Here is a 16,314-nt window from a genome sequence, read left to right on the forward strand (position 1 = left end):
CGTTACTCCTTAATGCGGACGTAAGGTCAATCGCAGATCATTGCCGACTTTACGTACATCCTGCCACTGCCATTCATTAACTTCCGACATATGTTTGAATTCAGGCAGATTAACCAGACCACGGGCAGGGTTTCCCATCAACTTGGGTGCGAGATAAACCATCAGTTCATCGACCAGTCCGGCACTCATTAATGCGCCCGCCAGAGAAGCGCCCGCTTCCACCCAGATATCATTAATATGGCGTTGCGCTAATGTTTGCATCAGTTGGACCAGATCCAGTTTACCGCTATCCGCCAGAGGCGTGCTCAGCTGCTGAACCTGTTCCGGCCATTGCCCCTGCTCTTTGTGGCGAGCCAGCCAAATCTCTCCCGGAATGGAAAATAAGTGTGCTGACGGAACAATGCGTTGCCGGGAATCAATAATAATGCGTATTGGCTGACGAACATTGTCTTTTGCATAACACTGTTGCACAGATAAAGGCAGTTGTTCCCAACGTACATTCAGTGAGGGATCATCGGTCAAAACGGTATCAGCACCAGTCAGAATTGCGCTGCTTTGCGCGCGCCAGCGTTGTACATCAGCACGAGCTGCAGGAGATGTGATCCACTGACTTTGGCCATTCGCGAGTGCGGTGCGACCATCAAGACTGGCTGCCAGCTTCAGACGCACATAAGGCAAGCCATGCCGCATACGCTTGATAAAGCCAGGGTTCAATGCCTCTGCCTGTGCCTGTAACAAACCCGTCTGGATTGTTACACCGGCATCAGCCAGACGTCGCATGCCGCGTCCGGATACCTGTGGATTCGGATCTTCCATCGCCGCAACGACACGGGCAACACCGGCATTGACCAGCGCATCAGCACAGGGCGGTGTACGACCAAAATGTGAGCAGGGTTCTAAAGTAACATACGCGGTCGCACCACGGGCTTTATCACCAGCCATACGCAGTGCGTGCACTTCCGCATGCGGTTCACCGGCGCGCAGATGAAAACCTTCGCCGACGATCCGGCCATCAGCCACAATGACACAGCCTACATTCGGGTTCGGAGAGGTAGTAAAACGCCCCTGCTCTGCCAGTTGCAGAGCGCGGCTCATATAAAGATGATCTTCGGCAGAAAACACTTATTTCTCCAGACGTGCGATCTCTTCACCAAATTCGCGGATATCTTCAAAACTGCGATAAACAGAGGCAAAACGGATGTAAGCGACTTTATCCAGCAGCTTCAGCTCTTCCATCACCAGATTACCGATGATCTTGGACATGATTTCCCGTTCACCGGTTGCCCGCAGATTCGATTTGATCCGGTTAATACTTTGTTCGATCAACTCGGTGCTGACCGGACGCTTTTCCAGTGCGCGCTGAATACCATTACGTAATTTATCTTCGTTAAATGGCTCGCGAACACCGTTACTTTTTATCACCCGTGGCATGACCAGCTCTGCCATCTCGAACGTAGTAAAACGCTCATGGCAAACCAGACATTCCCGCCGACGGCGCACCTGATGCCCATCCGCCACCAGGCGCGAATCAATAACTTTCGTGTCGTCGGCATTACAAAATGGACAATGCATCTATGCTCAATCCTGAAACCTGTCGATTTTTCCAGTCTATCAGAGTTCACTGAAACGCCAATAAAAAAACAGCCGGCACATGGCCGGCTGTCTTCAGCATAATCAGTGTAAAATTATGCGTATACTGGCAGACGTTTGCAGATATCCAGCACTTTCGCGCGGGTAGCAGCAATAACGGCTTCGTCAGTGCGGTTGTCCAGCACGTCACAGATCCAGCCAGCCAGTTCTTTCGCTTCAGCTTCTTTAAAGCCACGGCGAGTGATGGATGGAGAACCGATACGGATACCGGAAGTCACAAATGGTGAACGTGGGTCGTTTGGTACTGAGTTTTTGTTCACAGTAATGTTTGCCAGACCCAGTGCAGCATCGGCTTCTTTACCGGTCAATTCACGATCAGTGAAATCAACCAGGAACAGGTGGTTTTCAGTACCGCCGGAAACGATTTTGTAACCGCGGGCCAGGAATACTTCTACCATTGCTTTGGAGTTTTTCACTACCTGCTGCTGATAAGCCTTGAATTCCGGCTCCATAGCTTCTTTGAACGCTACCGCTTTACCAGCGATAACATGCATCAGCGGACCACCCTGAGTGCCAGGGAATACAGCAGAGTTCAGCTTCTTATGCAGTTCTTCATCATTTACTGCAGACAGGATCAGACCACCACGTGGACCAGCCAGTGTCTTATGGGTAGTTGAAGTCACTACATGCGCATGCGGAACCGGGTTTGGATATACACCGGCTGCAACCAGACCAGCTACGTGCGCCATATCAACAAACAGGTAAGCACCTACTTTGTCAGCGATTTCACGCATTTTTGCCCAGTCAACAACACCTGAGTAAGCCGAGAAACCACCCAGAACCATTTTTGGTTTGTGTTCCAGAGCCAGACGCTCCAGTTCGACGTAATCAATTTTACCGCTGGCATCAATACCGTAGGGAACGATGTTATACAGCTTACCGGAGAAGTTAACCGGTGAACCGTGAGTCAGGTGACCACCGTGTGCCAGGTTCATACCCAGAACGGTATCGCCCGGTTTCAGCAGCGCCATATAAACAGCAGCGTTTGCCTGAGAACCAGAGTGTGGCTGCACGTTAGCATAGACAGCACCGAACAGTGCTTTAGCTCGTTCAATAGCCAGAGTTTCAGTCTTATCAACAAACTCACAACCACCGTAATAACGTTTGCCCGGATAACCTTCGGCATATTTATTGGTTAATTGTGATCCCTGTGCTTGCATTACACGTGGGCTGGTGTAGTTTTCAGAAGCAATCAGTTCGATATGCTCTTCCTGACGCTGTGTTTCCTCCACAATTGAAGCCCACAGCTCCGGATCATAATCGGCGATGTTCATATCACGCTTCAGCATTATTAAGTGTCTCCTGACTCATGGCGTCATGTTAGGGTATTGTTATATTCTACCCTGCCTGACATCCGGGCGCATCAATAAAGCGACTCTTTTTACAAAGTAGCGGCCACCAATTAGTTGTCTCTCTGACAAAGACGCTATTGGCCATTTTTTGCTATTTTTCCTACGAAAATGCTGACAACGTACAAGAATCTACGGTAATCTTGCCAATCAACACGAAAACAATCATCTTCCGGATAGTTTTTGAACAATACCAGTCCGGAAATTGATTAAAATGAAAGATAGCTGCATATTTGCAGAGGATAGCGACTCAATGACTGCAAAGTTCCGCATTTTAGTGCTTAACGGCCCTAACCTGAATTTGCTGGGAAAACGTGAGCCAGGCATCTACGGCGCCGCAACACTTGACGACATTGTCGGTCGTTTGCAACAACTGGCTGCTGAGCTGGATGTTGAACTGACCCATAAACAATCCAACGCTGAATATGAACTGGTCGATACCATTCATCAGGCGATGGGGACAGTCGATTTTATCCTTATCAATCCGGCAGCCTTCACTCATACCAGCGTTGCGATCCGCGATGCTTTACTGGGTGTTGCCATTCCATTTATCGAAATTCATTTATCGAATGTTCATGCCCGTGAACCTTTCCGTCATCACTCCTTTTTATCTGATGTAGCCAAAGGCGTGATCTGTGGTCTGGGAGCTGATGGGTATGAATTCGCACTTACCGCGGCCGTCCGTCATCTGGAACGGTCATCCAATAATTGAACAAGCAGAAGAAGTTGAACTGAGAATGCAAATGGACATCCGTAAAATCAAAAAACTGATCGAGCTGGTTGAAGAATCCGGCATTGCTGAACTGGAAATCACCGAAGGTGAAGAATCGGTTCGCATCAGTCGCGCAGTCAGCGGTCAGGTTGCACCAATGATCAATTTCGCACCACAAGCAGCGCCTGTTGCCGCAGCAGCGCCGGTAGCGAATACCGCAGCACCAGCCGCAGAAGCAGTAAGTGGTTATACCCTGCGCTCTCCGATGGTTGGTACTTTCTACCGTTCTTCAGGCCCGGATGCAAAAGCATTTGTTGAAGTTGGCCAGTCGGTAAAAGTGGGCGATCCACTGTGTATCGTAGAAGCTATGAAGATGATGAACCAGATCCAGTCTGACAAAGCTGGTGTGGTAAAAAGCATTCTGGTTGAAAACGGCGATACCGTTGAGTTTGATCAGCCTCTGTTTATCATCGAATAAGAGAGCTCGTTATGTTGGATAAAATTGTCATCGCTAACCGTGGTGAAATAGCTCTGCGCATCCTGCGTGCGTGTAAAGAGCTCGGCATCAAAACGGTAGCAGTGCATTCCACCGCAGACCGCGATCTGAAACACGTTAAGCTGGCAGATGAAACCATTTGCATTGGTAAACCGTCCGCGAAAGATTCTTATCTGAACGTGCCTTCGATTATTGCAGCAGCGGAAGTGACCGGCGCAGTGGCTATCCACCCCGGTTACGGCTTCTTGTCTGAAAATGCAGACTTTGCAGAACAGGTAGAAAAGTCCGGCTTTATTTTCGTCGGCCCGAAAGCTGAAACTATTCGTCTGATGGGCGATAAAGTGTCAGCAATTGAAGCGATGAAAAAAGCAGGCGTGCCGTGTGTACCTGGTTCAGGTGGCCCGATTGGCGAAGATGCCAAACAAAACGCCGCCATTGCGAAACGTATCGGCTATCCGGTGATCATCAAGGCTGCCGGTGGTGGTGGTGGTCGCGGTATGCGTGTTGTACGCAACGAAGAAGAACTGCAAAACTCTGTTGCGCTGACTAAGTCAGAAGCGGGTCAGTTCTTTGGCAACGACATGGTCTACATGGAAAAATATCTGGAAAATCCTCGTCATATCGAGATCCAGGTATTAGCCGATGGTCAGGGCAATGCCATCTATCTGGGTGAACGTGATTGCTCTATGCAACGCCGTCACCAGAAAGTATTAGAAGAAGCGCCAGCACCAGGCATTACGGAAGATATGCGTCGTTACATCGGCGAACGTTGTGTTCGTGCTTGTATCGAGATTAACTACCGTGGCGCCGGCACGTTTGAATTCCTGTATGAAAACGGTGAGTTCTATTTCATCGAAATGAACACCCGTATTCAGGTAGAACATCCGGTGACAGAAATGATCACGGGTGTGGATCTGATCAAGGAGCAGCTGAAAATTGCTGCGGGTCAGCCACTGTCTATCAAACAGGATGAAATTCATATTCGCGGTCATGCGATTGAATGCCGTATCAACGCAGAAGATCCACAAACTTTCCTGCCAGCTCCGGGCAAGATCCAGTGGTTCCATGCACCGGGTGGTTTAGGCGTCCGCTGGGATTCTCATATCTATTCCGGCTATACCGTACCGCCGCATTACGATTCAATGATCGGGAAACTGATCTGCTACGGTGAAAACCGGGATATCGCAATCGCGCGTATGCGTCAGGCACTGGATGAGATTGTGGTGGAAGGGATCAAAACCAACATTCCGCTGCATAAAGAGATCCTGCGGGACGAAAACTTCCACAGTGGTGGCACTAATATCCACTATCTGCACAAGAAGTTAGGACTGTAAGTCTCTATCAATCGCTAAGGCCGCGTTCAAACGCGGCCTTTTTTATGCGATCAACGTCACGATTTACCCTGCTATTTTTCTCATCATGAGTTAAAATGATACAACGCTCACAGATTTTTTAAGTGTTATGGTATCTATCCAGTCAGATGACAATCAACAGCGCCTGTTAATCTTACCTATTCTGCTGCTGACTTTTGCGCATATGCCGCAAGCCATCATTGCAGGTATTGATTATACCGGATACCTCTGGCTGACCATTTTTCAAGGCTTACAACAAGCAGCGCCGCTATTACTGGCGATGGCTCTGGCTATCAGCCGCAGTCGTTATCAATATGACATGCAGCCATTGAATGCCTGCCTGAGTTATGTGTTACTGGCTAAACTGCTGCATTCGCTGGGCCCGGCAAACATCCCTACCGACATTATTGCCGCACTGCTTAGTGGCTATGCCGTTGTCTGGGCAACACCGCATACACAAAAAATCCGCTTACCTTCCTGGTTACGGGCTTTCCAGGGGGATGCCGTTGTCCTGCTGTGCAATGGTTTCTTCTGTATGCTGCTGGCGCTGCCGGTAGCAGGACTGCTGCATCTGTTCAGTCAGTTCTTACTGCAGAATCATACCGTAGAGCTATTACTCTGGCTGGAACCGTTATTGCTGTTATCTGGCGGTACAGTACCGCAGTTGCTGGCAACACAGGTGGAATGGCATTCGTTTCTGGCATCACCTTATGTATGGCTGGTAGTACTCTGTATCTCCTGGATTTTTCAGCGTGCACTGATTGATATTCCCGGCACGAAAATCCAGAAAAAAGTGTTGAATGGCATATTAAGTCTGCTGATGATCGCCTCTGGTCAGACTCAGCCGATGTTGCTGTTATTACTACTGTGGGCTCCCCGCCACTGTATTTATATGCTGTTTATTCTTGGCTTTATCAATAACGGCAGTCACTGGCTACAGCAGGACCAAATTTCCTATGCCAGCATCCCGGATGTCTGGTTTGCCATTCCAATGTCGTTGCTTGGTATTCTGCTGTATGAACTGCGCGGATACATCAGCCAGCACCCTATCCAGTTTGCCAACGCAGCCATAGCTGTACCCGAAGCGCGTCCGGAAACGGATGAGCCGGATCTGTTACTGGATGTGGACTTTCTGACCATCAGCTATCTCAAAGCCATGGGTGGGTTGGGTAATCTGGTTGCACTACGGGCCGATCTGACCCGATTGATTATCGATGTGGAAACGGTAGCTGATTTGGATCGGGATCGCCTGCATCGCCTTGGTGTCATGTCAATCAAGACAGTTTCTACACAACGGGCAGAGTTATTAACCGGCCCTATCGCACTGACGCTGGAAAGCCGGATCCATAATCTGGCTAAACGCCAATCCCTGGATTTGACGCCGAGAGAGATTCATCCGCTGATGCCATTCCGGCTGGACTAGTTTCATCCGGTAGAAAAGATGATTCAATCCGTTCACCGGCGAGTGTTAGAATAGCCCTCTTTCTTTGTAACCTGATGTATTGCCATGCCCTGGATCCAAATCAAAATCAATGCCACCGCCAAGACCGCCAATAAAGTCAGCAACATGCTGATGGGACTTGGTGCGCAGGCCGTCACCTACATGGACGCACAGGATACACCTGTCTATGAACCCTTGCCGGGCGAAACCAAATTGTGGGGTGATACCCGCTGCATTGGTCTGTTCGATGCAGAAGTGGATCCGGCACCGATCGTGGCGTTCTTCCAGCAACATTTTGGCGAAGATGTCCCCTATCAGGTTGAACTGCTGGAAGACAAAGACTGGGTGCGTGAGTGGATGGAACATTTCCAGCCGATGCAATTTGGCGAGCGCCTGTGGATCTGCCCGAGCTGGCGTGATGTGCCTGACCCAACGGCAGTAAATGTACTGCTGGATCCGGGTCTGGCGTTTGGTACCGGTACACACCCAACCACGGCACTTTGTCTGCAATGGCTGGACAGTCTGGATCTGAAAGGCAAGACGCTGGTCGATTTTGGCTGCGGCTCCGGCATTCTGGCGATTGCTGCGCTGAAACTGGGTGCGGAACGTGTGATCGGTATTGATATTGATCCTCAGGCGATTGAAGCCAGCCGTGACAATGCGCAACGTAATGGCGTCAGCGACCAGCTTGAACTGTATCTGCCGGAAGATCAGCCGAAGAATTTCCAGGCTGATATCGTGGTGGCGAATATTCTCGCCGGCCCGCTGCGTGAGCTGTCCGGACTGATCAGTGGTCTGGTGAAACCGCATGGTCTGATGGCGATTTCCGGTATTCTGGAAAGTCAGGCACCGGAGCTACTGGAGGTTTACAGCCAGTGGTTTGCGATGAATCCGGCAACGGAACGTGAAGAGTGGTGCCGTCTTGATGGAATCAAGAAAGGGTAATCACGACTGATCAGTCCGGTATTTATCTGATCTTGTTAGCGAAACGATTTGGCAAGGATTTTCATCAGAAAATACAAGCATTTTTTTCACTCTACGCTCAATTTCTAACCTTTTCAGCGTGGTGAAAAAGCCGTAAGATACGCGCCCTCAAGCTTAGGGTGCGAACGTCATGCAAATTGGACCTTATTCGTTACCAGCCCCGGTGATCGTTGCACCGATGGCCGGTGTTTCAGACCAGCCCTTCAGGCAGTTGTGTCTGCGAATGGGAGCCGGTATGGCGGTCTCTGAGATGATGTCGGCAAACCCGGATACCTGGGATACCGATAAATCGCTTAAGCGAATGTATTTGGCTGATGAGCCGGGCATACGCGCTGTGCAGATCGTGGGTTCAGAACCGGAATGGATGGCTGATGCCGCCCGCCGCTCTGTCTCCGAAGGGGCACAGATTGTCGATATCAATATGGGGTGTCCCGCCAAAAAGATTAATCGTCGTTTGGCCGGTTCAGCCCTGCTGCAAGACCCCGCGCTGGTGCGCGAGATCCTGCAAACCGTAGTAGCTGCTGTGGATGTTCCTGTCACCCTGAAGATTAGAACCGGATGGGATACGGAACATCGCAATGGGCTGGAAATTGCTGAAATAGCTGAATCCTGTGGTGTTCAGGCACTGACTGTTCACGGGCGTACCCGTGCGTGTTTATTCAATGGTCAGGCGGAATACGATACGATCCGGGCTATAAAACAGCATATCTCTATTCCTGTGGTTGCTAACGGAGATATCGATACTCCTCAGAAAGCGCAGGCTGTACTGGAGTACACCGGTGCCGATGCCATCATGATTGGGCGAGCTGCACAAGGACAACCCTGGTTGTTTAGCCGCATTCGCCATTTCCTGACGCACGGTTCAGATCTGCCATCGCCGGAATGGGATGCGGTCAGAATCATAGTGCTGGAACATGTTGCAGCTTTGCATCAGTTCTACGGCGAATACAAAGGAGTGCGTTTTGCCAGAAAACATGTTGCCTGGTATCTGGAGAGATATGGGTCAGCAAAGCATTTCCGCAGAGGTTTCAATGCGCTGACAAGTGCTGAAGAGCAACTTGACGCATTGGAACTGTTTTTTAGTAACGCAATTGCATAATGAAGAGCAGAAAAAATTATGTTGGATCAAACCCTGACTTCTGAGGCACTGGTAACCACCGTCACTCACGCACAAACTCATCAACCTGTTCAGCGTCCATTGCGTGACTCCGTACAACAGGCTTTACGTAACTATCTGGCTCAATTAAACGGCCAGGACGTCGCTGAACTGTACGATATGGTTCTGAGTGAAGTTGAAGCACCAATGCTCGACATTATCATGCAGTACACCCGTGGTAATCAGACCCGAGCTGCAATCATGATGGGTATCAACCGCGGTACACTGCGCAAGAAACTGAAAAAATACGGCATGAACTAGTAGCTCTTCGCTAATTCATTGAAATAAAAGGCGTTTTCCTTATTGGTTTACGCCTTTTTTCATTTCAGTGATACATCATCAAGCTTGTCACTCTAATTGAGTCCGATTTTCAAAAAAACGCCATACTAATCCCAACAAAAACCATGAGGCCATACCCTAATCTTGAAATGCCTTCTCGCTCCATTTGCCGGGTAAAAAAGATCAATATGGGCCGTATTGCCCACATTTTTCTGTCATGAACGATCTTCTTGTCATTTTATTGTCATAAAAACTTCATTTTGTATACTGCGTCACAGGAATAAAGGCTCCGCTCCAGGGCTTCTTAGCATAAGCTGCGCGGCAGTCATGTATATCGTTCACACTCCATCCAGAAAATCAGATGAATTTTATAAACTTAACCTTACGACAGGTTGTCTCTTATTCCCGTGTACAGGAATTTTTGAGCTGGCACTCAGGAATTTTGTTCCTGCTGGCCTTGCTGATTAATATTTCGCTTGGCTACGAATTGCATGTGCTGGATGCGGTGGGTTTCTTTTGCTTCTTATGTTTGCTGAAAAGGCTGTCTTGGCGCGCATTCAAATACATACTGATTGTCAGCTCTCTGGTAGCTGCCTGTTATTTCCCGTTTGGCCGTACTTACGGAGCCCCGAACTTCAATAGCATTCTTTCACTTTACTCTTCCAACCCGGGAGAGGCTGGTGAGATACTGCGGGTTTTCCCTCTCTGGTACTATCTGGTTTCCTTGGGGATTCTGGGGTTTGCCTTGCTGCTGCTGAAGCGCCCGGTCCGACTTTTCCCGCGTTGGTCAGGTCATCATTCTTCGTTGTTGACAGTGTTTTTGGTTATCTCGCTGGTGGTACCGCTGAAAGTTTTTTATACCGAAGGCACGTTTTCTTTGCTGAATGCCAGCTATCCGGTGTTCCGTTTTGTAAAAGACATCACCTTGATTAATATGACCGTGAATGCCGAACACCAGCGTATGCAGGATCTGGCCACCTTGCAGGATAACTGGCATGTCATTGCCGTAAAACCTGCGCATCAGGTGTATGTGGTGGTGATAGGCGAAAGTGTTCGGCGTGATGCCATGGGCGCATTTGGCGGCCAGTGGGATAACACCCCTTTCGTTAGCCATGTGAACGGCGTACTGTTCCAGAATTATCTGTCTGCAGCTTCATCAACCCAGCAATCTTTGGGGCTGACGCTGACGCTGGTTGGAAAGGATGAACAGCCTCAATACCAGAATAATATTGTCACACTGGCAAAACGCGCCGGATTCCATACCTACTGGTTCTCTAACCAAGGACAGCTGGGAAATTACGATACTGCTATCGCCAGCATCGCCAAGCGGGCAGATAACGTCCATTTTCTGAAAAACGGTAATTTCTTTTCGCAGGATACCCAGGACACGGACCTTTTGAAATTTACCAATGATGCGCTGAGCGAAAACTCCGAAGCACCCAAGCTGATTGTTTATCATCTGATCGGATCTCATCCGAAAGCCTGTGAACGTACCCATCATCAGTATGCGACGTTTGTGAATAACGAAGAAGTCTCCTGCTACCTGCACAGCATCACACAGACCGACAGTTTTCTGGCCTCGCTGCACCAGCAGTTGCAAAACAGTGGCAAGGATTTTTCGATGATCTATTTTTCCGATCATGGCTTAGCCTTCAACGAGCGTGGTTCGCAGTCTGAATACTTGTCACACAACGACCAGTATCAGCAAAACTATCAAGTGCCGATGTTTATTACTTCCAGCGGGGATACTCACCAGCGTGTGATCAAGACGGTGCGTTCAGCTAACGATTTCATGTCATTGTTTGCTGAATGGAGCGGGATCCGCAGCCGGGAAGTTGTGCCTAAATATCACTTCATTTCGGAGCAACCGGCTCCGCCTGCCTATGTCACCAACTTCACTCCGAATCGGGTGGATTACAATAAACTACCGCAGGATCCCTTTGTTTCTCGTTCTAATGCTCCGTCACGTACGGCACTGCGTTAAAACTGTCAGGTTGGTAAAAATAACGGTCCTGCTATCAGCAGGAATAATGCAGAAAAGTACTTGCGCAGTCTTCCGCGGATTTTTATCTTGTTCATCTCTTATCTCTAACGGGCGCACTTAATCTTCCCGGGAACCATCTATGTTAACTATCCGCAACGCAGTCTTTCCCATTAGTACGCATAAAAAACTGACTATTACTGATTTTCAGCTATCCCCCGGCGAGTGTTGTACCGTCATCGGTAACAACGGTAGCGGCAAGACCGTGATGGCGCGTGCACTGAATCAGGAAATAATGGCTGAATCCGGAGCATGTGTTTTTGACTGTCGCTCAGAGCTGGTCTCTTTTGAAAAGCAGCTCAAGCTGTATGACGATGAGTGGCAGCGGATCAATACCGATATGCTGAGTGCGGAAGAAGAGATAGCCACGACCACTGCCGCGATTATTCAGCTCAACCGGAATGATGAAGCTTATTGCCGCGAGCTGGCGCAACAATTTGGTATTACCCATCTGCTGGAACAATCATTTACCGCGTTATCCAGCGGAGAAGGTCGCAAAGTGCTGCTGGCGCAGGCACTGATGTCAAAACCGCAGTTGCTGATTCTGGATGAACCGTTTGATGGGCTGGATGTGCAGGCCCGCGCCCGGCTGATGACCATATTAGAGCAGTTACTGCAAAGTGGCATGGCACTGGCGCTGATTGTTAATCGCCTGGATGAAATCCCGTCATTTGCGCAAAAAATGGGTTGGATACTGGATTGCCAGTTTACGGAATTACATAACCGGAATGCGTTCTTTGCCGATCCGCTAACGCAGCAATTGCTGCACTGTGCTTCAGAGCAGAAAGTCATCTTACCGCCACCATTGCAATCATCTGCCAGTCCTGAACTCAGCGATCCGATTATTGACCTGCAGCAGATAAACGTCAGTTATGGTGAGCGCACCATATTGCATGAGCTGAGCTGGCAGATTAATCGTGGCGAACACTGGCATATCGCCGGTCCGAACGGCTGCGGGAAAACCACATTGCTGCACCTTATCACCGGTGATCATCCGCAATGTTATAGTAACCATGTGACGTTATTTGGTAAGCGGCGGGGATCGGGTGAAAGTATCTGGGACATAAAACAGAAAATGGGCATAGTCAGCCCTGCCCTGCATATGTCTTACCGTGTCGCCGGAACACCGCTGACGGTCATTCTTTCCGGTTTTTATGACTCTATCGGGCTATATCAGCAACCCGGCGATCAGGAGCTGGCGCTGGCCCGGCAATGGCTGAAATTACTCGGGATGGAGAAACTGGAGCAAACCTCATTTCTCCAGCTCTCTTACGGTCAGCAACGCCTGCTTTTAATTGCCCGGGCGATGGTCAAGCATCCGCCGCTGTTGATCCTTGATGAGCCCTTACAAGGGCTGGATAGTCTGAACCGGCATCTGGTCCTGCAGTATATTGATCGGCTGGTAGCACATAGCAAAAGCCAGTTGCTGTATGTTTCGCATCATGCGGAAGATGTCCCGCAGTGCATGACGCACCGCCTGCAATTTATTGCCAAAGCGAATGATGGCTATGACTATGAACAAACCCGTCTATAAGTCAGACGAGCTTTTTCTGCCAGAATAATGCGTGACCTTGTGCCGGATCGAGTTCGTATCCGGCAAAGCCGCAACGCAGATAAGTTTGTTGCGCAGTCTGATTGCCTGAGAGCACTTCCAGCGTCAGCTTACAGCAATCGCGTTCACGGGCGATTTGCTCCACATGCTGTAATAACGAGGTCGCGATCCCCTGCCCCCGGAATGCCGGGACTACAGCCAGATCATGCACATTAATCAGCGGACGGGCAGCGAAGGTAGATACTGTCTGGAAGGCATTCAGTAGCCCTGCCGGCTGGCCATCCTGATAAGCGAGCAACGAGATGGCTGCAGAGCACTGTTGTAACATTTGCGGTAGTTGCTGACGACATTCAGCAGACAGTGGTTCGGCGCCACCCATTGGGTCCTGCGCATAAAGATCCAGCAATAACAGCAGATCCGACATCTGTTGTTGATTATAATAATCGGCAGTTACTATGGTTAACATGACTTATCCTCAGAACAAATTCTGTTTTTGAAGTTGACACAATTTGCCATACATTTCACATAAATTTGTGACGATTTATACTTAATGTGAATCTGCCAAAAGGCGATTTGGAGAGCTTCTATGAAATACCGTCGGATCATATCGTTGTTTATGGTTGCTGCGCTGTTACCCCTGACGCAGGCCCAGGCCAGACCTCATTTTGACGGTCGGGGAGATGATGATGACCGCAGAGAACACCACCATCGTCACCGGGATCATGGCCGGGTTTATTACCCGGGGCCTGTTCGTGTCTATCCGGGACCCGTTTATGCCCATGCTCCGGCTCGTTACAACATCATGCCACCGGGATACAAAACCGTCATTGCTGCCGGGGTGACTTATTTTGTACTGAATGAGCTCTGGTACCGCATGCATGGCGGCGCCTATGAACAGGTCCAGGCACCGGCCAGCAGCAATGTCACCATTATTAATAATGGGGCAACGACCACAACCATCGCGAATACCGGCTCAGTCATGAATGTCATTGATGTGAATGGCAGCCGTTATTATACGCAGAACGGACGATTTTACCGTCGCACACCAGATGGCCAGTATCTGGAAGTTGCACCACCCAGTTATTAATCGGCGCTGTTGTATGCAAATCTCAGATCACGCTGAGCCAGGCCAGCCAATAACGGTTCTCTGCAATACAGCATAAAAAGAACCGTTATTGCGCCCAGCGCGGAGAGATGGATTGCTGTATTTGCAGATGATCCAGAATGCGGGCCACCATAAAGTTAACCAGTTCATCGATACTGGCCGGCTTATGATAGAAGCCGGGAGAAGCAGGCAATATTGTTGCCCCCAGCTGAGTGAGCTTCAGCATATTCTCCAGATGAATCGCAGAGTACGGTGTTTCGCGGGGCACCAGCAGCAAATGACCGCGCTCTTTCAGCACGACATCAGCCGCACGTTCAATCAGATTATCCGACAGGCCATGTGTAATGGCCGCTAAGGTACCCATTGAGCAGGGGCAGATCACCATCTGCTTCGGGGCCGCAGAACCGGATGCGACCGGTGAAAACCAGTCATCACGTCCGTAAACACGCAGCTGATTTTCATCACAGCCATAGTGCCGTATTAAATATTGCTGACAGGCCAGCGGTTCAGGCGGCCATATCAGATCCAGTTCGGTAGTCAGCACGACTCTGGCTGCCGATGACATCAGCAGATGCACCTGACAGCCAGCCTGAAGTAATTGCTCCAGCAGACGAACACCATAGATGGCCCCGGATGCGCCGGTAATGGCTAACGTGATCGCCTGTGTCATGTTTACTCCTGAGAATACCGTTTGGTTAATTTTTCCAGCAGTTTGCTGTGTATGCCATCGAAGCCGCCGTTACTCATGACTAATATCTGATCACCGGATTTGGCTTCCGCCACCAGCATATCGACCAGATGATTAATATCATGCTGAACCGTAGTTGGGATCGGCGCTTTCTGTGCCAACTGGTGAATATCCCAGCCCAGCCCGGTTGGTGCAAACATATACGCTTTATCCGCCTGTACCAGACTCTTGATCAGCTCACCCTGGTGTACACCCATTTTCATGGTATTAGAGCGGGGCTCCAGCACGGCCAGAATACGGGCGGTACCCACGTTGGCCCGCAATCCCGCGATGGTGGTCGCAATGGCGGTCGGGTGATGGGCAAAGTCATCGTAAACTTTGATACCCGCTACCTCACCGCGTAACTCCATGCGGCGTTTCGGCATCACGAATTCGCTCAGTGCGGCAATACCGTCTGCAGTACGCACCCCGGCGTGACGGGCGGCAGCAATCGCCATCAGGCCATTGTGCACACTGTGTCGGCCCAGACCGCTCCAGTGAACTTCACCCTGCACTTCACCATTCAGCAGCACGACAAAAGCAGAACCATCTTCTTTTAACAGTTTAGCCTGCCAGTTAGCACCGTCACCTTCCACCAGCTCAACTTCGCTCCAGCAGCCCATAGTACGCACTTCCGCCAACGCCGGATCATGTGCGGGCATCAGGATGCGGCCATTGGACGGCACAGTACGGACCAGATGATGGAATTGCCGTTGGATGGATGCCAGATCAGGGAAAATATCGGCATGATCGTATTCCAGATTGTTCATGATCAACGTACGCGGACGGTAATGAACAAACTTGGAACGTTTATCGAAAAACGCACAATCATATTCATCCGCTTCGATCACGAAAAACGGCGCTTTACCTAAACGGGCAGAAAACGGGAAATTACCCGGTACGCCACCGATCAGGAATCCGGGTTCCAGACCGGCATGTTCCAGGATCCACGCTACCATGCTGGCGGTGGTGGTTTTGCCATGGGTGCCGGCAACACCGATAACCCAGCGCTGTTGTAACACGTTATCGCGCAACCACTCGGGGCCAGAGGTGTAAGGCAGATTGCGATCCAGAACATATTCCACACAGGGATTACCGCGGCTCATCGCATTCCCGATCACCACCATATCGGGTGCCGGATTGAGTTGCGACGGATCGTAGCCCTGCACCAGTTCAATACCCTGCTCTTCTAACTGGGTGCTCATCGGAGGATAGACGTTAAGATCAGAACCAGTCACTTTGTGACCCTGCTGTTTCGCCAGCACTGCAATGCCGCCCATAAAGGTGCCGCAGATGCCCAGAATGTGAATATGCATACAGGATTACCTGAATTTAAGAAAACTAAAGATCTGATTCTAATGAAGCAATCAACTTTGTGCTATCACTCTGCAGTGCTGGTTGGTAGCGATTTATCCTGAGCCCGTTATAATAAGCCCCCGCAACCTCCGATTACTTAATTAATAAAGGGAA

Annotated in this window: 16 protein-coding genes; 10 read left to right on the plus strand and 6 right to left on the minus strand. The window is 49.9% G+C overall.

Annotated features, from left to right (window positions below; all coding sequences use genetic code 11):
• Positions 1-9 precede the first annotated feature (9 nt).
• The 3 genes from ribD to glyA form a co-directional block, all read right to left on the minus strand.
• A complete protein-coding gene (gene ribD, locus TOLA_RS12855) occupies positions 10-1,122 on the minus strand; it encodes a bifunctional diaminohydroxyphosphoribosylaminopyrimidine deaminase/5-amino-6-(5-phosphoribosylamino)uracil reductase RibD (protein WP_015879568.1) in 1,113 nt (370 codons plus the stop codon).
• Positions 1,123-1,572: a transcriptional regulator NrdR gene (gene nrdR, locus TOLA_RS12860; RefSeq protein ID WP_015879569.1), complete on the minus strand. Its 450-nt coding sequence runs from the start codon at positions 1,570-1,572 to the stop codon at positions 1,123-1,125.
• A 113-nt stretch (positions 1,573-1,685) separates the two neighbouring features.
• Complete coding sequence (gene glyA / locus TOLA_RS12865) at positions 1,686-2,939, minus strand: serine hydroxymethyltransferase (RefSeq protein ID WP_015879570.1); 1,254 nt, start codon at positions 2,937-2,939, stop codon at positions 1,686-1,688.
• Positions 2,940-3,252: 313 nt separating this feature from the next.
• Here glyA and aroQ point away from each other — a divergent pair, with 313 nt between their 5' ends.
• The 9 genes from aroQ to modF all read left to right on the plus strand — a co-directional run bounded on the left by aroQ (position 3,253) and on the right by modF (position 12,994).
• Complete coding sequence (gene aroQ / locus TOLA_RS12870) at positions 3,253-3,711, plus strand: type II 3-dehydroquinate dehydratase (protein ID WP_015879571.1); 459 nt, start codon at positions 3,253-3,255, stop codon at positions 3,709-3,711.
• Between the two features lie 31 nt (positions 3,712-3,742).
• Positions 3,743-4,189, plus strand: coding sequence for an acetyl-CoA carboxylase biotin carboxyl carrier protein (gene accB / locus TOLA_RS12875; protein WP_015879572.1), 447 nt, complete (start codon positions 3,743-3,745; stop codon positions 4,187-4,189).
• A gap of 11 nt (positions 4,190-4,200) precedes the next feature.
• On the plus strand, positions 4,201-5,541 hold the full coding sequence (accC, locus tag TOLA_RS12880) for an acetyl-CoA carboxylase biotin carboxylase subunit (RefSeq protein ID WP_015879573.1): 1,341 nt from the start codon (positions 4,201-4,203) through the stop codon (positions 5,539-5,541).
• A 127-nt stretch (positions 5,542-5,668) separates the two neighbouring features.
• Positions 5,669-6,982 carry a PTS sugar transporter subunit IIB gene (locus tag TOLA_RS12885; RefSeq protein WP_015879574.1) on the plus strand — a complete coding sequence of 438 codons (1,314 nt, stop codon included), beginning with the start codon at positions 5,669-5,671 and terminating at the stop codon, positions 6,980-6,982.
• Between the two features lie 84 nt (positions 6,983-7,066).
• Positions 7,067-7,945, plus strand: a complete 879-nt coding sequence (gene prmA / locus TOLA_RS12890; protein ID WP_015879575.1) for a 50S ribosomal protein L11 methyltransferase — start codon at positions 7,067-7,069, stop codon at positions 7,943-7,945.
• A 169-nt stretch (positions 7,946-8,114) separates the two neighbouring features.
• Complete coding sequence (gene dusB / locus TOLA_RS12895) at positions 8,115-9,083, plus strand: tRNA dihydrouridine synthase DusB (RefSeq protein WP_015879576.1); 969 nt, start codon at positions 8,115-8,117, stop codon at positions 9,081-9,083.
• An 18-nt stretch (positions 9,084-9,101) separates the two neighbouring features.
• Positions 9,102-9,401, plus strand: coding sequence for a DNA-binding transcriptional regulator Fis (fis, locus tag TOLA_RS12900; RefSeq protein ID WP_015879577.1), 300 nt, complete (start codon positions 9,102-9,104; stop codon positions 9,399-9,401).
• Positions 9,402-9,780: 379 nt separating this feature from the next.
• Positions 9,781-11,403: a phosphoethanolamine transferase family protein gene (locus tag TOLA_RS12905; RefSeq protein WP_015879578.1), complete on the plus strand. Its 1,623-nt coding sequence runs from the start codon at positions 9,781-9,783 to the stop codon at positions 11,401-11,403.
• 139 nt (positions 11,404-11,542) lie between these two features.
• Positions 11,543-12,994: a molybdate ABC transporter ATP-binding protein ModF gene (gene modF / locus TOLA_RS12910; RefSeq protein ID WP_015879579.1), complete on the plus strand. Its 1,452-nt coding sequence runs from the start codon at positions 11,543-11,545 to the stop codon at positions 12,992-12,994.
• Position 12,995: 1 nt separating this feature from the next.
• Here modF and TOLA_RS12915 read toward each other — a convergent pair whose 3' ends face one another.
• Positions 12,996-13,478 carry a GNAT family N-acetyltransferase gene (locus TOLA_RS12915; RefSeq protein WP_015879580.1) on the minus strand — a complete coding sequence of 161 codons (483 nt, stop codon included), beginning with the start codon at positions 13,476-13,478 and terminating at the stop codon, positions 12,996-12,998.
• Between the two features lie 120 nt (positions 13,479-13,598).
• Here TOLA_RS12915 and TOLA_RS12920 point away from each other — a divergent pair, with 120 nt between their 5' ends.
• Complete coding sequence (locus TOLA_RS12920; protein ID WP_015879581.1) at positions 13,599-14,099, plus strand: DUF6515 family protein; 501 nt, start codon at positions 13,599-13,601, stop codon at positions 14,097-14,099.
• 85 nt (positions 14,100-14,184) lie between these two features.
• On the opposite strand, the gene TOLA_RS12925 is transcribed toward TOLA_RS12920, so the two are convergent.
• Positions 14,185-14,787 carry a flavin prenyltransferase UbiX gene (locus TOLA_RS12925; RefSeq protein WP_015879582.1) on the minus strand — a complete coding sequence of 201 codons (603 nt, stop codon included), beginning with the start codon at positions 14,785-14,787 and terminating at the stop codon, positions 14,185-14,187.
• A 2-nt stretch (positions 14,788-14,789) separates the two neighbouring features.
• Complete coding sequence (gene mpl / locus TOLA_RS12930; protein WP_015879583.1) at positions 14,790-16,160, minus strand: UDP-N-acetylmuramate:L-alanyl-gamma-D-glutamyl-meso-diaminopimelate ligase; 1,371 nt, start codon at positions 16,158-16,160, stop codon at positions 14,790-14,792.
• Positions 16,161-16,314 lie beyond the last annotated feature (154 nt).

Origin of the sequence: Tolumonas auensis DSM 9187, from assembly GCF_000023065.1 — a bacterium.
Lineage (GTDB): Bacteria > Pseudomonadota > Gammaproteobacteria > Enterobacterales > Aeromonadaceae > Tolumonas > Tolumonas auensis.